Source organism: Paenibacillus sp. Soil766 (assembly GCF_001428105.1).
Classification (GTDB): Bacteria; Bacillota; Bacilli; order Paenibacillales; family NBRC-103111; genus Paenibacillus_E.
In genome coordinates this window covers 115,905-141,201 of record NZ_LMSJ01000023.1, presented here as the reverse complement: position 1 = coordinate 141,201, position 25,297 = coordinate 115,905, and the positions used below count along the sequence as shown (strand labels likewise).

The 25,297-nt window shown below is 44.8% G+C and carries 31 protein-coding genes; 25 read left to right on the top strand and 6 right to left on the bottom strand.

The features are described from left to right. Positions 1-66 precede the first annotated feature (66 nt). The 14 genes from amaP (at position 67) to spo0A (ending at position 13,020) form a co-directional block, all read left to right on the top strand. On the top strand, positions 67-627 hold the full coding sequence (gene amaP / locus ASG89_RS18185) for an alkaline shock response membrane anchor protein AmaP (RefSeq protein WP_057312213.1): 561 nt from the start codon (positions 67-69) through the stop codon (positions 625-627). A gap of 14 nt (positions 628-641) precedes the next feature. After that, positions 642-869, top strand: a complete 228-nt coding sequence (locus ASG89_RS18180; protein WP_057312211.1) for a DUF2273 domain-containing protein — start codon at positions 642-644, stop codon at positions 867-869. 119 nt (positions 870-988) lie between these two features. Beyond that, the gene (gene nusB / locus ASG89_RS18175) at positions 989-1,450 is read left to right on the top strand and encodes a transcription antitermination factor NusB (protein ID WP_057312209.1); all 462 of its coding nucleotides are present in this window, start codon (positions 989-991) and stop codon (positions 1,448-1,450) included. Positions 1,451-1,513: 63 nt separating this feature from the next. Continuing rightward, complete coding sequence (gene folD / locus ASG89_RS18170; RefSeq protein WP_057312206.1) at positions 1,514-2,380, top strand: bifunctional methylenetetrahydrofolate dehydrogenase/methenyltetrahydrofolate cyclohydrolase FolD; 867 nt, start codon at positions 1,514-1,516, stop codon at positions 2,378-2,380. Positions 2,381-2,387: 7 nt separating this feature from the next. Further along, the gene (gene xseA, locus ASG89_RS18165; RefSeq protein ID WP_057312203.1) at positions 2,388-3,758 is read left to right on the top strand and encodes an exodeoxyribonuclease VII large subunit; all 1,371 of its coding nucleotides are present in this window, start codon (positions 2,388-2,390) and stop codon (positions 3,756-3,758) included. Beyond that, the gene (gene xseB / locus ASG89_RS18160) at positions 3,745-3,996 is read left to right on the top strand and encodes an exodeoxyribonuclease VII small subunit (protein ID WP_056614667.1); all 252 of its coding nucleotides are present in this window, start codon (positions 3,745-3,747) and stop codon (positions 3,994-3,996) included. Before xseA ends, xseB begins: the two co-directional genes overlap by 14 nt. Next, positions 3,992-4,906, top strand: a complete 915-nt coding sequence (locus ASG89_RS18155; RefSeq protein WP_414813278.1) for a polyprenyl synthetase family protein — start codon at positions 3,992-3,994, stop codon at positions 4,904-4,906. The genes xseB and ASG89_RS18155 overlap by 5 nt, the downstream gene beginning before the upstream one ends. 114 nt (positions 4,907-5,020) lie before the next feature. After that, positions 5,021-6,913, top strand: a complete 1,893-nt coding sequence (gene dxs, locus ASG89_RS18150; protein ID WP_057312199.1) for a 1-deoxy-D-xylulose-5-phosphate synthase — start codon at positions 5,021-5,023, stop codon at positions 6,911-6,913. A 33-nt stretch (positions 6,914-6,946) separates the two neighbouring features. Then, entirely contained in the window at positions 6,947-7,777 is an 831-nt protein-coding gene (locus ASG89_RS18145) for a TlyA family RNA methyltransferase (protein WP_057312196.1), read from the top strand. Between the two features lie 103 nt (positions 7,778-7,880). Next, complete coding sequence (locus ASG89_RS18140) at positions 7,881-8,333, top strand: hypothetical protein (protein WP_057312194.1); 453 nt, start codon at positions 7,881-7,883, stop codon at positions 8,331-8,333. 2 nt (positions 8,334-8,335) lie between these two features. Then, the gene (ahrC, locus tag ASG89_RS18135) at positions 8,336-8,785 is read left to right on the top strand and encodes a transcriptional regulator AhrC/ArgR (RefSeq protein ID WP_057312193.1); all 450 of its coding nucleotides are present in this window, start codon (positions 8,336-8,338) and stop codon (positions 8,783-8,785) included. Positions 8,786-8,800: 15 nt separating this feature from the next. Beyond that, entirely contained in the window at positions 8,801-10,528 is a 1,728-nt protein-coding gene (gene recN / locus ASG89_RS18130) for a DNA repair protein RecN (RefSeq protein WP_057312192.1), read from the top strand. A 118-nt stretch (positions 10,529-10,646) separates the two neighbouring features. Continuing rightward, entirely contained in the window at positions 10,647-11,987 is a 1,341-nt protein-coding gene (gene spoIVB / locus ASG89_RS18125) for a SpoIVB peptidase (RefSeq protein ID WP_057312191.1), read from the top strand. A 235-nt stretch (positions 11,988-12,222) separates the two neighbouring features. Next, a complete protein-coding gene (gene spo0A / locus ASG89_RS18120; protein ID WP_056614643.1) occupies positions 12,223-13,020 on the top strand; it encodes a sporulation transcription factor Spo0A in 798 nt (265 codons plus the stop codon). A gap of 149 nt (positions 13,021-13,169) precedes the next feature. Here the strand turns inward: spo0A and ASG89_RS36480 are convergent, their stop codons facing one another. Continuing rightward, positions 13,170-13,265 (bottom strand): YjcZ family sporulation protein, encoded by a 96-nt coding sequence (locus ASG89_RS36480; RefSeq protein WP_157276702.1) that lies wholly within the window; start codon positions 13,263-13,265, stop codon positions 13,170-13,172. Between the two features lie 243 nt (positions 13,266-13,508). Between ASG89_RS36480 and ASG89_RS18115 the strand changes: the two genes are divergently transcribed. From ASG89_RS18115 to ASG89_RS18105, 3 genes are all read left to right on the top strand, one after another. Further along, entirely contained in the window at positions 13,509-14,609 is a 1,101-nt protein-coding gene (locus ASG89_RS18115; RefSeq protein ID WP_057312190.1) for an MBL fold metallo-hydrolase, read from the top strand. A gap of 98 nt (positions 14,610-14,707) precedes the next feature. Then, positions 14,708-15,133, top strand: a complete 426-nt coding sequence (locus ASG89_RS18110; protein ID WP_057312187.1) for a hypothetical protein — start codon at positions 14,708-14,710, stop codon at positions 15,131-15,133. A gap of 31 nt (positions 15,134-15,164) precedes the next feature. After that, entirely contained in the window at positions 15,165-15,395 is a 231-nt protein-coding gene (locus ASG89_RS18105; RefSeq protein WP_057312186.1) for a hypothetical protein, read from the top strand. A 62-nt stretch (positions 15,396-15,457) separates the two neighbouring features. Here the strand turns inward: ASG89_RS18105 and ASG89_RS18100 are convergent, their stop codons facing one another. Continuing rightward, entirely contained in the window at positions 15,458-15,724 is a 267-nt protein-coding gene (locus ASG89_RS18100; protein ID WP_057312184.1) for a hypothetical protein, read from the bottom strand. Positions 15,725-15,868: 144 nt separating this feature from the next. On the opposite strand from ASG89_RS18100, the gene ASG89_RS18095 reads away from it, so the two are divergent. Both ASG89_RS18095 and ASG89_RS18090 read left to right on the top strand, forming a co-directional pair. After that, positions 15,869-16,126 (top strand): hypothetical protein, encoded by a 258-nt coding sequence (locus ASG89_RS18095; protein WP_057312181.1) that lies wholly within the window; start codon positions 15,869-15,871, stop codon positions 16,124-16,126. 334 nt (positions 16,127-16,460) lie between these two features. Further along, on the top strand, positions 16,461-16,640 hold the full coding sequence (locus tag ASG89_RS18090) for a hypothetical protein (RefSeq protein WP_057312178.1): 180 nt from the start codon (positions 16,461-16,463) through the stop codon (positions 16,638-16,640). A 61-nt stretch (positions 16,641-16,701) separates the two neighbouring features. Here ASG89_RS18090 and ASG89_RS18085 read toward each other — a convergent pair whose 3' ends face one another. Continuing rightward, positions 16,702-16,887 carry a hypothetical protein gene (locus tag ASG89_RS18085; RefSeq protein ID WP_057312177.1) on the bottom strand — a complete coding sequence of 62 codons (186 nt, stop codon included), beginning with the start codon at positions 16,885-16,887 and terminating at the stop codon, positions 16,702-16,704. A 133-nt stretch (positions 16,888-17,020) separates the two neighbouring features. On the opposite strand from ASG89_RS18085, the gene steA reads away from it, so the two are divergent. Further along, entirely contained in the window at positions 17,021-18,178 is a 1,158-nt protein-coding gene (gene steA, locus ASG89_RS18080) for a putative cytokinetic ring protein SteA (protein WP_057312175.1), read from the top strand. Positions 18,179-18,215: 37 nt separating this feature from the next. On the opposite strand, the gene ASG89_RS18075 is transcribed toward steA, so the two are convergent. After that, positions 18,216-18,479: a DUF2627 domain-containing protein gene (locus ASG89_RS18075; protein WP_056614619.1), complete on the bottom strand. Its 264-nt coding sequence runs from the start codon at positions 18,477-18,479 to the stop codon at positions 18,216-18,218. A 287-nt stretch (positions 18,480-18,766) separates the two neighbouring features. Here ASG89_RS18075 and lpdA point away from each other — a divergent pair, with 287 nt between their 5' ends. The 4 genes from lpdA (at position 18,767) to ASG89_RS18055 (ending at position 23,671) form a co-directional block, all read left to right on the top strand. After that, positions 18,767-20,191, top strand: coding sequence for a dihydrolipoyl dehydrogenase (gene lpdA / locus ASG89_RS18070; protein WP_057312172.1), 1,425 nt, complete (start codon positions 18,767-18,769; stop codon positions 20,189-20,191). Between the two features lie 108 nt (positions 20,192-20,299). Continuing rightward, on the top strand, positions 20,300-21,310 hold the full coding sequence (locus ASG89_RS18065) for a thiamine pyrophosphate-dependent dehydrogenase E1 component subunit alpha (protein ID WP_057312170.1): 1,011 nt from the start codon (positions 20,300-20,302) through the stop codon (positions 21,308-21,310). After that, positions 21,311-22,291 (top strand): alpha-ketoacid dehydrogenase subunit beta, encoded by a 981-nt coding sequence (locus tag ASG89_RS18060; RefSeq protein WP_057312168.1) that lies wholly within the window; start codon positions 21,311-21,313, stop codon positions 22,289-22,291. Between the two features lie 48 nt (positions 22,292-22,339). Continuing rightward, positions 22,340-23,671, top strand: a complete 1,332-nt coding sequence (locus ASG89_RS18055; protein WP_057312167.1) for a dihydrolipoamide acetyltransferase family protein — start codon at positions 22,340-22,342, stop codon at positions 23,669-23,671. 4 nt (positions 23,672-23,675) lie between these two features. Here the strand turns inward: ASG89_RS18055 and prli42 are convergent, their stop codons facing one another. Further along, on the bottom strand, positions 23,676-23,780 hold the full coding sequence (gene prli42 / locus ASG89_RS36475; RefSeq protein WP_157276701.1) for a stressosome-associated protein Prli42: 105 nt from the start codon (positions 23,778-23,780) through the stop codon (positions 23,676-23,678). Positions 23,781-23,852: 72 nt separating this feature from the next. Here prli42 and ASG89_RS18050 point away from each other — a divergent pair, with 72 nt between their 5' ends. After that, entirely contained in the window at positions 23,853-24,983 is a 1,131-nt protein-coding gene (locus ASG89_RS18050; RefSeq protein ID WP_057312166.1) for a M20/M25/M40 family metallo-hydrolase, read from the top strand. 59 nt (positions 24,984-25,042) lie between these two features. Here the strand turns inward: ASG89_RS18050 and mciZ are convergent, their stop codons facing one another. After that, complete coding sequence (mciZ, locus tag ASG89_RS18045; protein WP_057312165.1) at positions 25,043-25,240, bottom strand: Z-ring formation inhibitor MciZ; 198 nt, start codon at positions 25,238-25,240, stop codon at positions 25,043-25,045. Between the last annotated feature and the right edge of the window lie 57 nt (positions 25,241-25,297).

Genomic DNA, 25,297 nt, shown 5'->3' with positions numbered 1-25,297 from the left:
TGGATCAATTGAAACCCCCTACAGGTTGCAGGGGGTTTCCTCTAACTTAGGAAGGGGACAAGCGTAGTGGGTAAAATTGTGGACAGGCTCTTGCTACTTTTCTATAGCCTGATTATTTTCGTCGCATCGATCTTTGTATTGTTCACAGCATCTAGCTGGATCCCACTCGATCAAGCAAGTCAAACGCTTAGCCATTTCTATTACGAGAAGAATTACGCTTATCCGGGCATTATCATTAGTTTGATTATGTTGCTGATTTCCGTACGATTCCTGATCGTAACGCTTCGCCGCGGACGTTCTCAGGCGCCTTCGATTGATCAACGTACTGATTTTGGAGATATTCGCATTTCCATTGAGACTGTTGAGAATCTTTCACTGAAAGCAGCCGGTCGCACGAAAGGTGCAAAGGATCTGCGTGCACGAGTTAGAGTGAATCAATCCGGGTTAGAAATAACGATTAGAACCATTGTAGATGGGGAAAGTTCCATTCCGGAACTGACTGAAGACATGCAAGGTACAGTGAAAAGTTACATAGAAGATATTACCGGTATTCCTGTAGCTTCCGTGACCGTATTCGTAGCGAACATCGTGCAATCTGCCCCAACGTTTAAAAGCCGAGTCGAATAGAGGTGAATCCACATATGTGGAATGAACTATGGAATTTCCATAGGGGCAAAGTAATCGGAGTGTCAGCGGGTATATTCTTCGGTTTTATATATTTATTTTTTGGTTTATGGGATATGTTGATTTTTGCATTTATCGTTCTTGTTGGATTTTATGTTGGAAATAAGATGGATCGCAAAGAAAGTTTCGTCATGCTGGAAGACATTTGGCGCTATCTCACACAAAAATGGAGAATGTTTCGCTAAAATCCCTGGTTCATCCATGGATTTTTTTGTTTGGATTGGATCCAATTTGACGTATACTAGGAGAAAGAGTTTTTAGGAGAAGGTCGTTTTGCAGGAGCAAAGCGCTTAGGAGGAACAGAATGAAACGCAGAATTGCACGTGAAATTGCTATACAAAGCTTATACCAAATCCAAATGAATGAGGCTACTCCTCAGGAGGCTGTTCAAGTTGCGATTCATGAAGCTGAACATGATAATGAAACGCAGTTGGATTTCTCCGGAGATAAGATAGATCCAGTCTACATTATTGAACTTGTTGAAGGGACTTACAAGAACAAAGTAAGTATCGATGAGTTGTTGGAGGAGTACCTGAAGGGTTGGGCGATGGACAGACTGTCTCGCATCGATCGGGAAATTCTGCGACTAGGTGCTTATGAGATGTTATATCGCGATGATGTTCCACCAAAGGTTGTTGTTAATGAGGCGATTGATTTGGCCAAGCATTATGGGACCGATGAATCAGGGAAATTCGTAAATGGTGTGTTAGGGAAAATGATCAAAGAAATCGACGAACTGAAAGAAAAAGTTCTGCGTACGCTTTGAGAAACTCAGCTTTCAGCATTTTTAAAATAGGGGTAAGGCTAAAACGGCTAAGGGGGAAATAACATGTCAGCACAAGTAATTAATGGGAAAGAACTCGTGAGCTCGATTCGTGAGGAAATTAGATCTGATGCAGCAACACTAACAGCTCAGGGAAACAAGCCAGGTCTTGTCGTTGTTATCGTAGGTGAAGATGCAGCATCACAAGTATATGTTAGGAACAAAGCGAAAGCTTGCGATGATGTTGGTATTTATTCCGAAGTACACCGTCTGCCTGAAGAGACGACACAAGCAGAATTAATTGCACTCATCCATGGTTTTAATGCGAATAATCGAATTAACGGGATTCTTGTTCAGTCACCACTGCCCAAACATATCAATGAGGAAGCGGTTGTTGATGAAATTGATCCAGCGAAAGACGTAGATTGCTTCCACCCGATCAATGTAGGTAATTTGATGATTGGTAAAGATGGTATGAAACCTTGTACCCCGCATGGTGTTATTGAAATTCTTAAGCGGACTGGTGTTCAAATCGCAGGTAAACATGCAGTAGTTGTAGGTAGAAGTAACATCGTTGGTAAACCGATGGCTATGCTGTTGTTGCGTGAGCATGCTACGGTATCTGTGGTTCACTCCCGCACGCCTAACATGGAAGAGATCACCAAACAAGCAGATATTCTAGTTGTAGCTGTTGGGAAAGCACATTTGATCAAAGCGAATCACGTAAAACCAGGTGCAGTCGTTATTGACGTTGGGATGAATCGTCCTGCAGATGGCAAATTAACGGGTGATGTTGATTTTGAAGCTGTGAAAGAGATAGCAAGTGCTATCACACCTGTTCCAGGTTGTGTAGGCCCCATGACGATCACGATGCTGCTTCGCAATACAGTTGATGCGGCAAGCCGTGCAGCTAAAGCGAATGTGAGCGTATAACCACCTTATGGCGAGAAATGAAACCAAAATCTTATCCGTAAAAGATTTAAATCGATATATTAAACTAATGCTTGAAGGAGATACACGACTCCAAGATGTGTGGGTGCGAGGCGAAATTTCGAACTTCACACATCATTCCAGCGGTCATATGTATTTTACATTGAAGGATGCGGATGGTCGGCTGAAAAGCATTATGTTTGCATCGCATAATCAGAAGCTGGGATTTATCCCGAAAGAAGGCACGAAAGTCATTGCTCGCGGAAATATATCAGTTTATGAGCGTGACGGTGCCTACCAGTTTTATGTGACGGCGATGCAGCCTGATGGTATCGGCAGTTTGTATTTGGCCTTCGAGCAGCTGAAAAAGAAGCTAGAAACAGAAGGCTTATTCGCGCCAGAGCGCAAGAAACCGATTCCTCGGTTTCCGCGCGCCATTGGCGTGATCACGTCTCCGACGGGGGCCGCCATTCGTGATGTCATCATCACGCTGCAGCGACGCTTCCCGTCGATCCCGATCCTGCTGTACCCTGTTCTCGTACAGGGTACACAGGCTGCGCCTTCGATCGTGAAAGCGATCGAAGCCATGAACCGGCTCGGTGAAGCCGACGTGCTCATCGTGGGCCGCGGCGGCGGCTCACTGGAAGAGCTGTGGGCCTTCAACGAGGAAATCGTAGCGCGGGCTATCGCAGCCTCCGCGATTCCGATCATCTCGGCCGTCGGCCACGAGACGGACTTCACGATCGCCGACTTCGTCGCCGATCTCAGAGCGCCGACGCCTACGGCGGCGGCAGAGCTCGCGGTGCCGCACCACCTCGAGCTCAAGCAGCAGCTATCGCAGCAGGCGCAGCGCCTGCATAACGGGCTGCTGCAGCAGCTGCGCCGCAAGCAGGAACGGCTCGAGCGCGCGACGCGCTCGCCGTTCCTGACGAACCCCCGCAGGCAGCTGCTGATGCAGCCTGCGCAGCGACTCGACCGGCTGGCGGAGCAGCTCGGTTACCGCATGCGTCAGCGTCTCACGGAGCTCACGCAGCGTCGTTTGAGGCTGGAGCGTCGCTTATCCAGCTTCAACCCAACCGAGCAAGCCGTGATGGCTAGACGACGTTTGGACACATCCAAACGCCAGATGCTCACGGCCATGCAGACCCTCCTGCGCGCGAAGAAGCAGGAGTGGCAGTCAGGCGTCCGTCATCTGGACGCCCTCAGCCCGCTGAAGGTCATGCAGCGGGGCTACAGCCTTGCTTATGACGAACAAGAGGAGCAACTTGTGAGATCGATTGCGCAAGTGAACATTGGTGACCGATTATCCATACGTCTTAAGGACGGTAAAATACAATGTCAAGTTTCGGGGATGGAGGCGAACATGGATGTCAACAAGTGAAACAGAAGTAAGTTTTGAAGTGGCTATCGAGCAGCTAGAGCGTATCGTAAGTCAGCTGGAGAGCGGTGACGTTCCTTTAGAGAAAGCAATTGAACTGTATCAAGAAGGTGTAAGACTCTCCCATATATGCGGCGTAAAGCTGGAGCAAGTGGAGAAGAAAATTGAGATGCTGGTTGAAGGGGAAGCTGGGGTAACAAGGAAGCCTTTCCAGCCTGTCTTGGAAGATAAGGGGAATTAGTTTGAATAACACGACGTCTACTATTCATACATACATCGCTTCCCATGCCCAATTGGTTGAAGCCGCATTGCGTCAATCATTGCCAACTGCCTGGGAGGTACCAGCATCGTTACGTGAGTCCATGGATTACTCTTTGATGGCTGGCGGCAAACGACTGCGTCCTATTATGGTTCTCGCTGCAGCAGAGTCGCTGGGGGGCTCTCTGGAGTCTGCTATGCCTGTCGCTCTGGCTATTGAATTGGTGCATACCTATTCCTTAGTTCATGATGATCTGCCAGCGATGGATAATGATGATTATCGCAGAGGTAAGTTAACGAATCACAAAGTTTATGGTGAGGCAATGGCTATTCTTGCTGGCGATGCGCTGCTGACGCACGCCTTCTTCTGCGTTACGCAATCCCACAAGAAGTTCGGTGTTCCTGCTGAACGCGTACTCGCCATTACAGAAGAACTTGCTGTATTAGCAGGTGCTCGTGGCATGGTTGGCGGCCAAGCAGCAGATATGTTAGGAGAGCAAGGTTTAACCAAGTTAGAAGAGCTTACTTATATTCATACACACAAAACAAGTGATCTTATTGTGTTTTCCTTGCGTGCTGGTGGACATATTGCAGGGGCTTCCGAAGCGCAATTGGAAGCGCTCAGTGAATTTGGCCATGCGCTTGGGCTTGCATTTCAGATTCAAGATGATATTTTGGATATTATCGGTGATGAAGCGAAACTAGGTAAGCCTGTGAAGAGTGATGAGAAACAGCAAAAGGTGACATTCCCTTATTTTATCGGCATGGAAGCTTCAGAGCAGAAAGTACAAGAGCTGACGAATCAAGCCAAAGATGCCTTACTGCAATCCAACATACCGAACCCGGAACGGTTGCTGCAGATCGCAGATTACCTGATGAAACGGGATCATTAGACATACGTATACAATTAATGTGCCTTATCGAAAGGTAGTTTCACACGAATTACCCAATAATATGATATAATGGTGAAATCTTAGTATTTTCACATTGAAAGTGAGGAAACAAGCGTGCTGCTCGAACAAATCAATCGGCCTGCAGATTTGAAGCGGTTAACCTTATCGGAACTCGAAGAATTGGCAGGAGAAATCCGTCAATTTCTTATTGAGAAGCTTTCCGTTACTGGTGGACATCTAGCCCCGAACTTAGGCGTGGTTGAACTCACGATAGCTTTACACACCATGTTTCACAGCCCGTATGATAAATTGATTTTTGATGTAGGTCACCAGGCGTATGTACACAAAATTTTGACAGGACGCAAAGACAAGTTTGATACTTTACGCAAGTACAAAGGGCTTTGCGGGTTTATAAAGCGTTCCGAGAGCGAGCATGATGTCTGGGAAGCGGGACATAGCAGCACATCTCTGTCTGCTGCCATGGGTATGGCAATGGCTCGTGATCTCAAAGGCGAGCATAATAAAGTTGTCGCCATTATTGGTGATGGCGCACTTACAGGTGGCATGGCATTAGAAGCCATGAATCATATTGGTCACGAGAAGAAGAATATTACGGTCATTCTGAATGACAATGAAATGTCGATTGCGCCCAACGTAGGGGCTCTTCATAATTATTTAAGCAAAATTCGTTCGGACCGTCATTATTTGAAAGCGAAAGAGGAAGTTGAATATTTACTGAAGAAAATTCCTGCCATCGGCGGAACGCTGGCCAAAACAGCGGAGAAGCTGAAGGATAGTCTTAAATATTTTGTTTTGAATGGCGTGTGGTTTGAAGAACTAGGTTTTACTTATATTGGTCCTGTAGATGGACATAACTTACAAGTGCTCATGGATACATTGAAACAGGCTGAGAAAGTTGCAGGCCCTGTGCTCATTCATATTGTTACGACTAAGGGTAAAGGTTATAAACCTGCAGAGAACGATTCCCATACTTGGCACGGATTAGGGCCTTACAAAATGGAGTCAGGTCAAGTTCTAAAGTCTTCTGGTCCGCCAATGTATACACAAGTTTTCGGAGACACATTAATTGAGCTTGGTGAGAAGGACTCTCGTGTGGTTGCCGTTACACCTGCAATGCCAGGTGGATCTGGATTAATGAAATTTGCGAAGCAATTTCCGAATCGAATGATTGATGTTGGTATTGCAGAGCAGCATGCGGCTACGTTGTGTGCAGGACTTGCGAGCGAAGGCTTGAAGCCAGTATTTGCTGTATATTCAACGTTCTTGCAGCGTGCGTATGATCAAGTTGTTCATGATATTTGTCGTCCTAAATTGAATGTAACCTTCGCAATTGATCGTTCAGGCTTCGTTGGTCCGGATGGTGAAACACATCAAGGGGTTTATGATATTTCATTCCTGCGAACAATTCCTAACATGGTCTTAATGATGCCTAAGGATGAGAAGGAATTGCGTGATATGATGCAAACGGCGCTTGAGTATAACGATGGTCCAATTGCGTATCGGTATCCGCGAATTAATGGCACGGGTGCTCCAATAGATGAGGCTCCAAAAGCCATCCCACTCGGTACTTGGGAAACTGTACGCGAGGGTGAATACGCTGCAGTTCTTGCTGTTGGACCGATGGTTCAAGTGGCAGAGGAAGCAGCCGCTCAGTTGGCACAAGAAGGTATTGAACTTCGTGTTGTCAATGCAAGATTTATCAAACCATTAGATGAAGCTTATTTGCTGCAGCTAGCAAAGGAATCGATGCCAGTGATCACGATGGAAGAGGGTTCAATCCAAGGTGGTTTCGGTAGTGCGGTTTTGGAATTCTATGCTGAGAAGCGAATTGTTGGTTTACAGGTTGAATTGATGGGAATTCAAGATTACTTCGTAGAGCATGGCAGTGTGCCTGAACAACGCGAAGAGGTTGGGTTAACTGCTCATCACTTGATTGCCCAAGTAAAGAAGCTAGTACCTCGCAAGGTCCTGCGAGCGAAGGTCTAGTAACCGATTTTGAATAGGAGTAACACATTATATATGTCCTCGGATAAAGAACGATTAGACTTATTGTTACTGGAGCAAGGATATTTTGAAAGCAGAGAAAAGGCAAAGGCCGCCATTATGGCAGGCCTTGTTTTTGCGGATGAAGAGCCAGCTGATAAAGCGGGAATGAAGATCAGTCGGAAAGCCGTGCTGAAAGTAAAGGGTGCGCTGCATCCTTACGTGAGTCGTGGCGGATTAAAGCTGGAGAAGGCGTTAAAGCATTTCAACATCGACTTAAACGGTGCGGTCATGCTGGATATTGGAGCTTCCACGGGCGGATTCACAGATTGTGCACTGCAAAATGGCGCGGCGTCTGTCTACGCTGTTGATGTGGGCTACAATCAATTGGATTGGTCGCTGCGCAATGATGAGCGGGTTCATGTCATGGAGCGAACGAATTTCCGTTACACGAAATTGGAAGATCTGATCGGTCCGAGACCGACTTTTGCAAGTATTGATGTTTCATTCATTTCGCTGCGTATCATCTTGCCACCACTTAAGGAAATCTTAGGGGATCAGGGGCATGTTGTCGCTTTGATTAAGCCGCAATTCGAAGCAGGTCGAGAGAAGGTAGGGAAATCTGGCGTCGTCCGAGATACGGATGTGCATATTGATGTACTTACAACGGTTCTTTCCTTTGCTGAGGAGCTCGGCTTACGCTTGAAAAGACTGACTTATTCCCCAATCACTGGTGGAGAAGGGAACATTGAATTTCTTGCATACTGGTCGAGTAACGAGACGGAAGAGTCACTTGCAGCGCCAGCTACGATTAAAGCCCTTATTGCCGAGACGGTGAAAGAGTCTCAGAAATTACATGGAAAATAAACTCATCTTTGAGAACGCCTTTTGCGGCCCTGAGATGGGTTTTTTCACTTAAGAGAAAGGATTTCCCTTCCGAATTCGCGAATACTATGGCGAGGTGAAGGACATGGAACAAGGCGATGTAAGAGTCATTTTGTTAATTGGGATCGTAGTTGTTGGTTTCGTCTTTTGGCGATTTCAGAAATGGTCAACGGGTTCAAGTCGCAGAAGAGGACGTATTCCAAGGCATGCGAATATTCCTGAGGATGATGTTGTTGAGCTGCTTGAAGCTGCTGGCTTCGAAGTGCTTGCTGGTAAGACCAAAATCCCGATTACCATGTCCGTAGGCGAGAGAGATCAGCTGGAAAGCCGCTTATTTATTGATTATTTTGTGCAAAAGGAAGATGATGTTTATCTTGTGAAGGTGGCGAGAGATCGTAAACCACTGGAGATGACAGGGAGCGCTGTGCGTGACATGCTGCTGCCCTATACCCTCATTTATCCTGAGGCACAGGGTATCCTTTACGTTGAGATGGCCATTAGCAAAATCAAAAAAATCACTTTCCACATAGAGGTGTAAGGATGAAAGGTCAAAGGCATGTAAAAATTAGAGAAATTATTACTAATCATGAGATTGAAACGCAAGATGAGTTGGTTGAGGCGCTGCGCGCGGCAGGATTTCATGTCACACAAGCGACCGTTTCGAGAGATATTAAGGAACTCCATCTTATTAAAGTTCCGCTTGATGATGGCAGATATAAATATTCCATGCCGGCAGATCAACGATTTAATCCCATGCAGCGGCTTCGGCGGGCTTTAAGTGACCATTTTGTCTCCATTGATTATACGGACAACTTGGTTGTGATGAAATGTTTGCCAGGCACAGCGAATACGATTTGTGCTTTAGTTGATAATTTGGAGTGGAATGGCGTCATGGGAACGATCTGTGGAGACGATACAATTCTTGTTATTTGCCGCGGGAAAGAGAACAGTGTTACTTTTGTAAATGAAGTCATGTCCTTATTATCATAAAATCAGGAGGCGTTCATGCTTACAGAGCTTTCAATTCGGAATTTAGCTGTTATTGAACATGTACATATTCGGTTTAAAGCGGGTTTTCACGTCCTTACAGGGGAAACTGGCGCTGGGAAATCGATCATCATAGATGCATTAACACTGATTGTCGGCGGTAGAGGTTCATCGGAATTAGTTCGTTATGGTGCTGATAAAGCAGAGATTGAAGCCATGTTTGACTTGCCTGCTGCTCATCCGGTTTGGCATACGCTTACAGAGTTGGGGATTGAATCAAATGCTTCCGAGCATCTTATTATACGTCGTGAGATTACGGCGACAGGCAAAAGTTCTAGTCGGATTAATGGACAACTTGTGAATATGACGATGTTGCGCAAGACCGGGGAGTGGCTCGTTAATATTCATGGTCAACATGAACATCAATCCCTGCTACATGTGGACGAGCATATTCATTCCTTGGATTTGTTCGGGGATGCTGAGATTGAGACAGCGAAGACGGCTTACCAAGCTAGCTATGATCAATACATGAAGCTCCAAAAGGAGCTGAACGATCTGCAAGAAACGAGCAAACAGGCACTGCAAATGTTAGACCTGTATCGGTTCCAGATTGAAGAGATTTCATCAGCAAAGCTGAAATTAGGCGAAGATGAGACCTTAGCAGAGGAGAAGCGCAAGTTAGCTAATGCGGAGAAGCTTTATCAAAGTTCGTCTGAAGCTTATGATTTTCTCTATGCCACGAATCGTGGGCTAGATGCTGCTGGCAAGGCAGTATCCCGTCTTCAGGATATCGTTCAATTGGATCCAACGAATTTGACTCCAATTCTAGAGCAGGCGCAATCGGCTTTTTATCAATTAGAAGATGCAGCCTACCAAATTAGAGATTATCGCGACAGTATTGAATTCAATTCGTCTCGTTTGGATTATATCGAACAAAGATTAGATACAATCACGTCTCTTCGACGAAAATATGGGGAGAATATTAAAGAGATTCTTACCTATTTAGAAAAGATCAAGAATGAAGTCGATACGATTGAAAATAAAGATGAAATTATTCGTAAATTAGAAGAAAAGCTGGTACTTGCTGAGAAGCAAGTTGGTGTGCATGCGCTAGACCTGTCAAATCTGCGTAAAGGTATTGCGAGTGATCTCTCTGCCCAGATTGAGCATGAATTACGTGATCTTCAAATGGAACGGACACAGTTCCGAGTTCAGATCGCTCATATTATCGATGACCGCGGCGTAGAGGTGGATGGTAACAAGGTTCGCTTCTCCAGGCAAGGGATTGACCAGGTTGAGTTCCTCATGGCACCTAACCCAGGGGAACCTCTGCGTGGATTAAGTAAAATTGCTTCAGGAGGAGAGCTCTCCCGTATTATGCTCGCAATGAAAGCTATTTTTGCACGAATTGACCAGATTCCAGTGCTTGTATTTGATGAGGTTGATACGGGGGTTAGCGGACGAGCAGCACAAGCGATTGCGGAGAAAATGTCTGTTCTTTCGCAAAGTTGTCAGGTCTTCTCCATTACTCATTTACCGCAGGTTGCAAGCTTTGCAGATGTTCATTTCTATATTCGGAAAGAAGTGGACCATGAACGGACGTTCACGCGTGTTCAAGATATGCCAGATGCTGGCCGAATTGAAGAGCTTGCGAGGATGCTTGGCGGTGTAGAAGTAACAGAAACAACGCTTCATCATGCTGGTGAAATGCTTACCATGGCAAAAAATAAGAAAGCAAGGGTATGAAAGTATAGATAGTCATCATTTACTGTTATAAAAGAAGGGGACTGGGGTTAACTTATAGGTACGCAATTGACGAGGTTATTCGTCAGGGCTCAAGGAATTTTGAAGGAGCGTGTTGATAGTGCAATCCAACAAAAGAAAAAGATTGTTCGGACTCTTGCTCGTCTTCTTCGTTTGCTTGGTCAGTATGTCCCCGCCTTTTCAGAGCTTCGCCTCCTTTCCACAAGAACTCCGCTTGTTTAGCGGCCAAGGGAAGCAGCTTCAATTAACGATGCCGGTCAGTGCCCAGGTCACGGTCAAGGATACGGATATTGTGAAGGTTAACGGCAACGCCAAGCACTCATTTCAAGTTAATTTGAACGAACCTATCTCTCTGCAATCCGACCATTCTGGGCAAACGGAAATGAAGCTCAAGCTGTTTGGAGCTATTCCTATCAAGACTGTCAAAGTGAATGTCGTGCCTGATTTAAAAGTAATCCCAGGGGGCCAGACGATCGGTGTAAAAATTAAATCTGCCGGTATATTGGTTGTAGGTCACCATCTGGTGACGGTTGCCTCTGAACAAAAAGTTTCGCCTGGAGAAGAAGCGAAAATCCAAGTTGGCGATTTAATTACCAAAATTAATGGCAAGGATTCTAAGGATGTTAGTAAGGTCGCAGAGCTAGTGGCCAAATCAGGTGAGGGCAAAAATCCTCTTGTTCTGCAAATTTTAAGAAATAATCAAGAAATTGTTGTGAAACTTCAGCCCGTGTATGACGTCGTTGATAAGTCTTACCGCTTAGGTCTGTACATTCGCGATTCAGCGGCAGGTGTGGGGACTTTAACCTTCTATGCACCAGATCAAGGTGTCTACGGGGCACTAGGACATGTCATAACGGATATGGATACCCAGACACCCATTATTGTGGGCGATGGTGACATTGTGTATTCGAATGTGACGTCAATTTCCAAAAGCCATAATGGAGATCCTGGTGAAAAGCATGCTACGCTCTACAAAGACAGTAAGGTGATTGGTAATATTGAGCGTAATACGGCTTTCGGGATTTTTGGGAAAATGTATGGGGCTCCTGATCACAGCTTAGACAAAGAAGCGATTCCCGTTGCTTTCGCAGAAGAAGTGAAAGAAGGGCCAGCCCAAATCTACACGGTGTTGGAAGGTCAAAAGGTAGAAAAGTTTGACATCCAAGTTGTTCATGTATCCAAACAAGACGTACCGGGTACGAAAGGTATGGTAATCAAAATTACGGATCCGCGTTTATTGGATAAAACGGGTGGCATTGTGCAGGGTATGAGCGGCTCTCCAATTGTTCAAAATGGTAAATTAATTGGTGCAGTCACACACGTATTCGTGAATGATCCAACGAGTGGCTATGGCTGCTTTATCGAATGGATGCTGCAGGACTCCGGAATTATCCTTCGGCCAACATCAGGGAACATGGACAAAGAACTAAAGGTGAGTTAATAGCCTTTAGTTCTTTATTTTTTTTCAACCTTATCTTACGGAAGAATAGCGAGTTTAGTGACTTCATGTCGAAAAATGTTGGAAATAGAAGATAAATATTATATTATATAAGAAACTCAAACAAAAGAAAAGAAAAATAATATTCGACAGAAGGATTTTAAAAAGAGCTGTCGAATACCTTTACTTAAGAGAGAAAAATACCAACTTGTTTTAGTAGCTAAAGGAGGAAATTCAGTTGCAAAAAATTCAGGTATTACTTGCAGACGATAACCGAGAATTCACCCATCTATTGTCAGAGTTCATTGGTGAACAAGAGGATATGGAAATTATGGGCGTTGCGTACAATGGTAACGAGGTTCTTCGATTTTTGGAGCAACAACGTGAGCTGCCCGATGTTCTCATTTTAGATATTATTATGCCTCATCTGGATGGACTAGGTGTTCTGGAGAAAATGCGAGAGATGAATCTTCCTTCTCAGCCCAAAATCATTATGCTAACGGCGTTCGGTCAAGAAAATATTACACAAAAAGCCGTACAGCTTGGCGCTTCATATTACATATTAAAACCATTTGATATGGAAACCCTTACGAATCGTATTCGTCAACTTGCAGGTAACTCTTCTACAACAACTACAACGTCATCAACACCTCGTGCGAATGTCGTACATATGCCTAAAGGTAAGAATTTGGATGCCAATATTACGAGCATTATTCATGAAATTGGCGTGCCTGCGCATATTAAAGGCTATCAATATTTACGTGAAGCCATTACGATGGTGTATAACAATATTGAAATTCTAGGCGCTATCACCAAAACACTTTATCCAGCTATTGCTGAAAAATACAAAACGACACCGAGCCGCGTCGAACGTGCCATCCGTCATGCGATTGAAGTCGCTTGGACGCGCGGCAACATCGACAGTATTTCCTTCATTTTCGGATATACGATTAATATCTCGAAATCTAAGCCTACCAACTCCGAGTTCATCGCGATGGTTGCCGACAAGCTCAGAATCGAGCACAAGGTTTCCTGAGACAGTTAGGAGCTTTATAATAAATATCAGATCAAGGACGCTCGAGTCAGAGCGTTCTTTTTAATTTCATTTTTGAAGTTGCATGAATGAGATGGGAAGCAGAAAAACTACCTAGACAATCTAGGTAGTCCTTCTGTATTAGTTTTGAATTACCAAACAAATGCGCTAGTGATAATAACCAATAAGATGAAAAGTACCAAAACAGCTGCTGCAGAAGTACCATATCCGCCAGTTCCACAACTCATTCGAATCAACCTCCAATGGGATATTTGGTTTGTGTTTCGAGATAGCTTATGACTATTTCTGAGGAATGTTTGGGCGAAACGACTGATTGTGCTAATGTCCCTGTCCTCTGAAATAAATTTGGAGTTAGAGGGGGGACTGAAAACTTGGAACCAAGGGATACGTTGGTACGTTATTACACCATAGCTTATTCTTTGTAACAGGAGAAAGGTGTAAGCGGAATTAGAAGTATGGAGGCAGCGAGAATGTTATTGACCGTAGTGATCATTGTGATTTTGATTGGCGCGTATGTTCTTTTTATGAAATTGTATCCGGTATTCGGCCGTAGACCATCTGAGTCTGAAATATTGAGGTTTGGACAGTCTCCACAATATGCGCACAACAAGTTCGAGAATCCAGTCCCAGCAATGATGAATATGAGCTTCAGCACAACGCTCGGGATCTTGCGTGATATGATCAAAGGCAGCCCTCACCGGCGTCCCAAGTCCCTTTTGCCGATGGAGAAACCACAGTTTAGTGTGAATGGCGATACAACTGTTACATGGTTCGGGCACTCGGCTAGCTTGCTAACAATCGATGGGAAAGTCTTGCTCCTTGATCCGATGTTTGGAAGAACGCCTTCGCCATTTCCATGGGTGGGGAAAAACAGATACAGCGGCGGAATTCCATTTGAGATTGCAGAACTCCCGCAGATTGATGCCGTCATTTTATCACATGATCATTACGATCATTTGGATTATGGCTCGATTATGAAAATTAAACATAAAGTGAAACGGTTTATTGTCCCACTAGGTGTAAGTGCTCATTTAATCCGCTGGGGAGTTCCAGCAGCCACAATTGAGGAGCATGATTGGTGGGAGGAAATGGCGTTCGAAGGGCTGGAACTGGCTTGTACGCCTGCCAATCATTTCTCTGGACGCAGTACGAATGATCGTGGGGCGACCTTATGGTGTTCCTGGGTGATCAAAGGAAAGAGTTCAAGTATATTCTTTAGCGGGGACAGTGGGTATACACCTCATTTTAAGCAAATTGGTGATAAATATGGTCCTTTCGATCTGACATTGATGGAATGTGGGCAATATGATGAGCGTTGGGCGGATATTCACTTAATGCCGGAAGAAACCGTTCAAGCACATTTGGACGTGAGAGGGAAGGTTATGCTGCCGATCCATTGGGGTGCCTTCACATTGGCCATACATGCTTGGAATGATCCTGTGTCACGCGCCGCGAAGGCTGCTGCGGCCAAAGGAGTTAAAATGATCACTCCACCTATCGGACAAACCATAATTATTAAGGGCTCCGAAGTGCAGTCCTATCCGCAAGCGAATTGGTGGGTACAGGCATAGTACAGGGTTATAGTTCGATCTGAACTAGCTACTAGCGATGTCACATGGTATTATGGTTAGGTTAATAGTCAGATGTGAGCAGGAGAGAAGAAGAGTCTATGTCGGAACAAAAAAGTGTACGAAAATTTCATTTTCTAGCCGTTGTGCTAGGAATAGCGATTGATAATATCGGGACGATGTTATCGTCAGGGGTGATTGGTAGTCTATATTTTGCTAACAGCCCGATGGAAGATCAAGATGTAAATGCGATTTATTCAAATGCAGGTCTTTTACTATTATTTCTGGTCGTTGGCTTGTTCTGGACGTTTCTAGGTAGCTACTTCACAGCGAAGGTTGCCAAACGAGGAGAACTATTCAACGCAGCGATTATTGGGGTTATCGGCGCAGGGATTGGGTTTGATTCGATATTAACGCAGGATCTGATCCCGCTGTGGTACGAATTGATTGGACTAGTGGCCATTGTACCCGTGTCACTCCTAGGTGGATATCTTGCATTGAAGAGAAAAAAGACATCACAGTCATGATTATTGGGTTGGCTTAGAAGGCGGTGGACGTATGCCTAAGTTCGCGAATGAGAGTGAAGAAGCGACGGCATTTCTGCGAAAACAGACAGGTAGTAGTCAGTTGGTATGCTATACGTATATTGATGCTGAGAATAGCTCGGATAGTTTTTTTATTGTGAAGACCAGTAATAAGGTTATTCAAGTATCCTTTACAGAGATTACGTATGATCCGAGAAATTACCAGAGTTTACTAGAGGGTCTCTACCGTGTTATCTACGAATAATTCATGTCATACAAGAAACCCCCTAGCCAATGCGGCTAAGGGGTTCTGCATGTTCATGCGAATTACTTAATGAAAGTTAAGGCTTGATCAGCGATGGAATGCTTATAGCGATCCAGACAGTTACACAAGTAATCCTTACGGCAGATTGGGCAAGGTTCTTTCATCAAACGGTTCAAATCCGTTACGCGGCCGATGCCAGTTTCAGCATCTCTTTCAAAGAAAAGACGACATTTGTTACGGTCCTTCAAGGAAACAACAACCTCGAAAAGTCCATTCTTTTTATTATCACTCACTATTGTTGCATCAACTACCTGCGGATCGTAGGCCATATGTATTTCCTCCCAAGAGTTTGCTCAGCAAGACATTCTACATCGCAAATTCATAAATTAACATGCTTTTCTCTTTGTTTGCTCAGTTGCATTAGTATATTATATAAATAAAAAAGATTTTATTCAATAGGAGGTCATCTGGACATGATCATGGACTATTGTGAACAGGAATATTCGGAGGGTCAGACGTTCATTCACATCGGTTTGCAGTTCGAGGATGAGCCTGATTCTTTATATGTAGCTGAGCTTGAGGTTGATGAACAAGGTGGCGTTAAACAGTGGCAGTTATTCTTCAATGGGTTTGATTGCAAGTATCATTTTCGCCCATCAGAGAAAGAAGAAATGATTCATTACGCGGCTCAACAAGGGATTTCCATTCGGGAAATTGAAGGCCAAGAATGAGAAAAGGAATTATCGCCATGGTTATCAGTATGGTTCAAATTCCTTGATTTGTGTTTATTCTGTTGTTTGTACTGAAGTTCTATTCGAGTCGGTGTTGTTCTGGTTACTGGATTGGTACCGTGCCAGTGCAATCGCTGAATTTGGGGATCTATCTTGCCTTCACGGATTTGACGTTGACGCAATTTTTGAGCTTGTGATCGGGACATTGTCATTCCTCTTTTCTATTTATAGTGTACGTGTATATTTCTATTGTAACAGGTGATGAGGAAGAGGCAATGGAAAGTTTAGTTGATAATGAAAAGATAATGAAAAGATAATGAAAAGGGTGAACGACATGCGCATTCAAATTCAATTAGCGGTAGATGGCGAAACGACGAAAACGGAGGTTCTCCAAATTGCCGAGCATAAGCTTGGTGAAATGACGGACGAAGAGATCGAGCATGCGATCGAAGTGAAAATTCGGACATGGGTTGATCGGATAGTTCAAGTGGAGTGGGAAGTACTTGACGAGTAGGTCATAAAACGGCCCCGCAGAGATCTTCCCCACGGAGCATCAGTGTACAACCTATGTATGTTTAGTGAACTATGGTGCTGACTCCAGTCTTCTGTAAAGCATGTTCCCAGCTTGGGTAGTAATACAGGGCATTTTTCATAAGTTCAGGATGCAGCTTCTTCACATTTTTTTTGGCCAGCGATTCCCCTGTACTGTGAAGCTGTACAATTTGGCCTATCACTTCGTCTGCGCTCATGTTTAGCTCCATAGATGTCCTCTCCTTTCTTGACGATTATAAACAATGCTTGCCATCCAAAGCTTAAAATATACATAGAATTTTGTGGGTTCGGGTAAATTAGGTAGGCCATGAGACTTACGTTAGGAAAGCTAGGTGTCTAACCATGAATTGGTCATCCTTATCCTTATTTGCCGCGAAGCCTAACCTAATTTGCAAAGGGAAAATAGCTAAAATAACAGGAGTATTTGAAACGTTTGAACAGCTTTCAAGCGGTCGTATACTCGTGACATCACAAAGTGATATCGAGGAAGAACATGCACAAGAACTGCTGGATCGAAGAGTGAAAGCGATCGTTCATTGTGGGCAAGCTATGAGTGGTGTGTTTCCGACGGAAGGTCCACTATTACTTTTGCAAAAAAATATCCCGATTATTGAAGTGGACGCCGTTCATGCTGAAACCTTTCTGCCGGAAGCAGAAATGATCATTTATCAAAATATGATCCAAGTGGGCGGTCAATCTATCTCTTGTAAATCATTTACACGAGAAGATTGGCTGTTGGCGCAACAGGCTGCAAATGAGAAGGCAAGTGAACGATGGGAGCTCTTTATTGAACATACACTGGCATTTGCTATGCGAGAAAAACAAGCAGTCAGAGATTCTTTGCCCAACTTGCCGTTACGCACGCAATTCAAGGGTAAACCAATCCTGGTAGTGTCCGATGGAAAAGGGTATAAGAAAGATCTGCAAGCGGCTAGTGGTTTTATAACGGCGTTTAAGCCGCTATTACTTGGCGTTGGTGCAGGGGCTGATGCGCTATTATCAAGCGGTTATCTTCCAGATGTAGTTGTAAGTGATGCAGAGCAAATTTCGAAACAAGTATGGAAGTGTGGTGCAGAAATCATCGTGCACACCTACCCGAATCCTCAGGGGATCCTTAATAATAGTTCTCCTACTGACTACGTTGAGTCTCATCATGTCTTGCCCTGTATGGGTAACAGTGAAGATGCCGCTCTAATGTTAGCCTATGAAAAGGGTGGAGAATGGCTGATTACCGTCGGTGTACAATCGTATATGAGTGATTTTGTAGCGAAAGGCATAGCAAATATGGGAAGTGCCTTGCTTGTTCGAATGAAAATTGGTGCTCGTCTTGTAGATATTAAAAGCTTACAAGCGTTAACCCATCAACCAATGAAATGGCGGAAAGAGGCACTTTCCACTATCGCTCTTTCCTGTGTTTTCATTGGTTTGAGTCTGTTCCAACTTCACTGGATTCTTAAGCGTGCGAGTCATGTCGTGTGGAAGCTTGTCGGTGTAGAATGAGGGATGTTATGAAAAAAGACCGGACGTATTGTCCGGTCTATTTGTTGCGTTTTGGTTTGAATCGCGGGGCTAGATAATTCCGCTTGCGATCTCTGAAAAAGGTCCAACCGCCAATAAAGGCAACTCCGATCAGAAATAGTACCAAGCCTAAGAAGAATTTCCCCCATAACATACCGCTATTAGCAACTGTATCGAATTGTGCGAAAAAGGCATCTTTCATTGCGAGAAAGCCATAAGTAGCGGTTATTCCAGGAATAACGAGAAGTAGAATAGCAATAAAACGATAAAAGGGTGCTTTCATAGTAACTCCTTAGCTGACATGAAACATGTTTTTTCTAACATCATAACCTGAAACAGCTAGCGTGTCTAATTCCCCACACAAGAATTTATTAGTTTCCGGTGCTCGGAAAAACAAATTGTTATTGGCGTTAAAAGCAGCATTTAAAACACGGTCGCTCATCCTCGAATTGCTTCGATAGAAGTTTTTCTCATAAATAAGACTATGACTTCGATCCCAAAAAAGGGTAATATAATAGAGACGCACATATACATATAACAAGTAATTGTTTCATAGGAGGCTTACCAAGCATGAGTGAACATAGATATGATGTTGTGGTTTTAGGTGGCGGAATCGGCGGGTATACCGCAGCAATTCGTGCTGCACAGCTTGGGAAGTCTGTGGCGATTGTCGAACGTGATAAAATGGGCGGTACGTGCCTGCATCAGGGCTGTATCCCAAGTAAAGCCTTGCTTAGAAGTGCTGAAGTTTATGCCGCGATGAAGCATAGCGAGGATTATGGCATCTCAGCAGCATCGATCTCGTTGAATTTTGACCAAGTTTTAGTACGTAAGCAACGAATTGTCGATCAACTGCATCAAGGACTTCAATTTCTGATGAAAAAGAATAAGATTGCCATTCACCATGGAAATGGGCGAATTATCGGACCTTCGATTTTCTCACCACGCAGCGGTGCTGTTTCGGTTGAGAAGGAGGATGGAGATATTGAAACACTCCTTTCGAGCAATTTAATTATTGCTACGGGCTCTAGACCGCGCAGTTTGCCTGGATTAGAGATAGACGGTACTTCGATTATTACCAGTGAAGATGCACTGCGGATGGAGAGTCTGCCGAAGTCGATCATCATTGTTGGCGGTGGCGTCATCGGTGTTGAATGGGCTTCGATGTTGAACGATTTTGGCGTGGAGGTAACGATTGTAGAAGTCGATAAGCATTTAGTCAGCTTAGAAGACGAAGATGTTTCTAAAGAGTTGGAGCGTTTATTCAAGAAACGCGGGATTAAGCTGGAGACGGGTACGAAGTTGCTGCCTGAGTCTGTGAAAGTGACAGATGGCAAGGTTACGATGCAAGTGGACAAGCAGGGAGAGATATATGAACTATCCGCTGAACGAGTGCTAGTTTCGGTTGGCCGCGTAGCGAATGTAGAAGCAATGGGGCTTGAGAATACGGATATCAAAATTGATAAAGGCGTAATTCGCGTTAATCGCTACATGCAAACGACGGAATCCCATATCTATGCGGTTGGTGATGTAATCGGTGGGCTCATGCTGGCGCATATGGCAGGCCACGAGGGAATTGTTGCAGCAGAACATATCGCCGGCCATCATCCGGATGAACTGCAGACGCACCTGGTAGCCAAATGTACCTATACAAGACCTGAGATTGCCAGTGTTGGCTGGACCCAGCAGCAGGCGATTGATCAAGGCCGCCAAGTGAAAGTTGGTAAATTTAGTTTTAAGGGAATAGGGAAAGCTCTAGTTTATGGGGATTCCGATGGCTTTGTGAAAGTAATTGCAGATAAAGATACGAATGATATTCTAGGGGTTCACATGATTGGCCCCCAAGTAACCAATAGCATTACAGAAGCAGCGCTAGCCCAAGTGTTGAATGCAACGCCTTGGGAAGTTGGACAGACCATTCACCCGCATCCTACACTTTCGGAGGCTTTGGGTGAAGCGATGCTAGCTGTGGATGGCATTGCAATTAGCGGATAAAAATTGTAATCATAAACGTTTGCGTTTATAATATGCTTATAGAGTCAAGTACTAGGACCAGGTATTAAGTTTATAAAGCCATTTAATCTCACTAAGGAGGCAAACTCCATGTCCATTGGTCAGCTATATAAGCACAGAAGTTTAGGATTATCCGATGATGAAGCCGTACGTATGTATACGGTCATGAGCCTTGCAACTAAATTTGATGAGCGTGCTTTCATGCTGCAACGCGCTGGCAAAATTCCGTTTCACGTTTCAGGAATGGGACAATATGCCGGACAAGTAGGCATGGCCTTCGCGATGCAGTCTCAGAAGGATTATTTCTTGCCCTATTACCGCGATTATGCGTTCGTTTTATCGGTTGGGATGACTGTGAAAGATCTCATGCTCGCTATTTTCTGTAAAGCAGAAGATGTGAATAGCGGCGGAAGACAAATGGCAGGGCATTTCGGTGATCGTAAAAATCATGTCGTAACGGCATCTTCACCTGTTACTACGCAAGTTCCGCATGCAGCGGGGATTGCTTTGGCGGCGAAAATGAAAAAACAGGATTTCGTTACTTTCGTTTCATTCGGGGAAGGTTCCAGCAACCAAGGGGATTTCCATGAAGGCTGTAATTTCGCAGGAGTACATAAACTGCCGGTTATTTTCGTATGCGAAAATAACCAGTACGCAATTTCTGTCCCACTTCATAAGCAGGTAGCAGGGAAAATCGCGGATCGTGCGATTGGATACGGCTTCCCAGGTGTTCAGGTCGATGGTACGGATGTCTTAGAAATGTATCGCGTAACGAAAGAAGCAAGAGAAAGAGCCCTTCGTGGAGAAGGTCCAACATTGATCGAGATGATGTGCTATCGCATTATGCCGCATTCCACATCGGATGACGATATGCTGTACCGTACGAAGGAAGAAGTCGAAGAAAATCGCAAGAAAGATGGCATCTTGAAGTTCAAGGAATATCTCATCGCTTGTGAGCTGTGGAGTGAAGAACAAGATCTAGCACTTCAAGAACGCCAAAAGCAAGAAGTTAATGAAGCCACGAAGTATGCTGATCTTGCCCCTTATCCGAAGCCGGAAGATACGCTTCTTCATGTTTATGCGGAAGGAGATGGCAAATAGATGGCTGTTATAACGTATTTGGAAGCAATCCGTTCTGCGATGCAAGAGGAAATGCAACAGGATGATAACGTATTCGTTCTAGGTGAGGATGTAGGAAAAGGTGGTGTTCTTAACACGACCAAGGGGCTTCGCGATCTATTTGGCGAAGAACGCGTGATGGACACCCCACTTGCAGAATCGGCAATCGTTGGTGTTGCCATCGGTGCAGCGATGTATGGGATGAAGCCAATTGCAGAAATTCAATTTGCCGATTTTATTTTCCCGGCAACGAACCAAATCCTGAGCGAAGCTGCGAAAATTCGCTATCGTTCGAACAATGACTGGAGCTGCCCGATTGTCATTCGCGCACCCTATGGTGCAACAGGCGCCGGTGCGTTGTACCATTCACAATGTCCAGAATCGGTGTTCTTTGGTACACCAGGCCTGAAAATCGTAGCCCCATCGAACCCTTATGACGCCAAAGGTTTGCTGAAAGCCGCTATTCGCGATGGCGATCCTGTGCTTTATTTTGAACATAAGAAGTGTTACTTGGCATTATCGGCCGAAGTTCCGGAAGAAGACTACATTGTACCTATCGGTAAAGCTGACGTGAAGCGTCAAGGAACGGATATTACCGTCATCGCCTATGGCATGGTAGTCAATTATGTGCTTCAAGCCGCAGAAGAGCTGGCTAAGGAAGGTATCTCGGCACATGTTCTTGATTTGCGTACCTTGCAGCCACTCGATCGCGATGCGATCCTAGAAGCTGCTAGAAAAACAGGCAAAGTACTCATTACGCATGAGGACAACAAGACCGGTGGTGTAGGCGCAGAAGTATCTGCCATTATCGCGGAAGAAATGCTGTTTGAGTTAGATGCGCCAATCGCAAGATTATGCGGCCCTGATGTTCCTGCCGTTGCCAGCAATCCTCCGATGGAGAAGTTTTTCCTTCTGAATGCTGATAAGTTGAAGGATGCTATGCGTCAGCTTGCTTTATTCTAGAACTTTGTTCTTATTCGTTGATCTTTTCCGAAATTAGGAGGTACTTGTATGAACCAAACCGGCCGCCTCACCGAGGTTACTGTTCCGCATTTGGCGGAAAGTCTCGTTTCGGCTACAATCGGCAAATGGCTGAAAAAGCCAGGCGATTATATTGAACAATATGACGTTCTTTGTGAGCTTTTCACAGAGAAAGTAAATACAGAAATGCCTAGTCCTATTGAGGGCAAGCTGATCAAAATTATTGTCGGCGATGGTGAAACGGCTGCGGTTGGCGAAGCGATTTGTGTCATTGAGGAGCCGGCTGGCACCTCAGCGGCGGCTTCATTAGCGTCTGTTGCTGTCACAGATACGGCTGTTGTGTCCGAAGACGCGGATCAAAGCATGCGTGGCCGCTTCTCCCCAGCGGTCCACAGACTTGCCCAAGATAACCGTGTGGATTTGTCACGCGTAGCAGGGACAGGCCTTGGTGGACGTATAACTCGCAAGGATGTAGAGACTTTCATTTCATCCAATGGAGCTAACGCGGCACCTGCGGCTGTTCAAGCAGTTTCTGCAGCAGCACCCGTTTCCCCTGTTGCGCAAGAGGAACCAGTGAGTCAGCCTGTTCGCAGCTCGGGTATCCATTTATCAGCGAGTCCACAAACGCCGCTGCTCGAAGCAGAAGGACACAACCTGGATGCGAAGAATGAGCATTTCATTGATGTAACACCAATGCGTAATGCGATTGCTACGAAGATGCGCCAAAGCGTCACCGAAATTCCTCACGCTTGGACCATGATTGAAGTGGATGTAACGAATTTAGTTGTTCTGAGGAACAAAGTGAAGGATGAGTTTATGCGCCGCGAGGGCATCAACCTGACATACCTTGCGTTCATGCTGAAAGCTGTCGTCAATGCGATCAAAGATTATCCGATTATAAATTCCGTATGGGCTGTTGATAAAATTATTGTGAAACGCGATATTAATATTTCCCTATCTGTTGGCACGGAAGATTCCGTAATGACTCCCGTGATCAAGAAAGCAGATCAAAAGAATATCGCAGGACTTGCAAGGGAAATTGATGAGTTGACGAAGAAAACGCGTGCGGGGAAATTAGCACTCACGGATATGGTTGGCGGTACATTTACCGTTAATAATACAGGCTCCTTCGGTTCGATTCTGTCATACCCAATCATTAACTACCCGCAAGCAGCGATTGTGACGTTCGAATCGATCGTGAAGAAGCCTGTCGTGATTCAAGATATGATAGCGGTTCGCTCCATGGTTAACCTTTGTTTATCGCTCGATCACAGGATTCTGGATGGTGTGATCTGTGGAAGGTTCCTACAAAGAGTGAAAGAAAATTTAGAAAGCTACAACGCGGATACTAAAATTTACTAACGGATTAAGATGTGAAAAATAATCCGGCTGTAAACAATAAACTGGATAACAACATCACGATGAGCATAATGTAAATAACGACTTTAAACCATTTCTTATTCTGTAGCATGGGATTCACTCCTTTTTCATCCAAGCTTGTACTGTTTTATTGTAACTCAAAGTGTGTATCGGAGGAAAGTACATGATTATGCAAGATCGTTTAGTTCAAGAGTTCATATCACTTGTGAAGGTGGATAGTGAAACTCGATTTGAGCAAGACATTTGCGTTGTGCTCAAAGAGAAATTCAGCCAACTTGGCTTGAAGGTTGTTGAGGATGCTTCGATGGCTAAGAGTGGACATGGTGCAGGTAACTTAATCTGCACCTTGGAAGCGACAGACAGCAACCCAGCAATCCCTACCATTTTCTTCACTTCGCATATGGACACAGTTGCTCCTGGAAATGGTATTAAACCGCAAATTGGTGAAGATGGGTATATTCGTTCTGATGGCACAACAATTCTTGGCAGCGATGATAAAGCTGGAATTGCAGCTATGCTCGAAGGGATTCAAGTTCTGAAAGAACAGAACATTCCGCATGGTCGTATTCAGTTCGTCATTACTGCTGGGGAAGAAAGTGGATTGAAGGGTGCTCGCGCAATGGAGCGCAGCAGTATGGAAGCTGACTATGGCTTCGCATTAGATTCCAATGGGAACCTCGGTGCAATTGCAACTGCGGCACCTGGACGTGCAGAGATTGAAATCATTTTCCATGGCAAAACAGCACACGCTGGTGTGAATCCGGAAGATGGCATCTCGGCTATCCAAGTGGCTAGTAAAGCCGTTTCTCGCATGTCCCTCGGCAGAATTGATAATGAAACGACAGCGAACATTGGCAGCTTTTCGGGCGTAGGCCCATTGAACGTGGTCTGTGATAAAGTGAAGATGGAAGCGGAAGCACGCAGTATTGTTCAGCACAAATTGGAAGCACAGATAGAAGCGATGAAACAGGCTTGTGAATCTGCTGCAGCAGAAGCTGGCACAACTTGTGAATTCCATGCCGATATCGTCTACGCATCCTACATGCATGATGATTCTGCACCGGTTGTACAATTAACTTCTCGCGCGATGAGCACGATCGGGTTAACGGCAAGTACCTTCCACTCGGGTGGCGGCAGTGACGCGAATGTGTTCAACGGGATGGGGATTCCTACGGTGAATTTGGCCGTTGGTTATTTAGACATTCATACCGTTAAAGAACGTATTGCGATAAAGGATCTCGTCAAAACGGCTGAGCTCGTTGTAGCGCTTGTGAAAGAAGCTGCGAAGGTTTAGATCTAGAACAAAATAAAAACCGATTCGTCCGCCAACTGGCGCGGCTAATCGGTTTTCGTTTATTTGTAGGAAGGGATGCTTCGAAGATTGGGCGATGCTGCATGTGAAGTAGCTTTCTGAGATATGTACAAGCCAATCAAATAATCAACCAAGGGTATCTTCGGATCTCCGTGTTGTAGCATTTGTTGCAGGAGATATTTGATCTCCCAGGCTTTGCCTACAAGTCGAATTTGCTTGTCACTCACATAGCTCTTCATATCACAGACCCTCTTTTCAAGAAAATATTTGATATAATGAACGATATGCAGCATGTG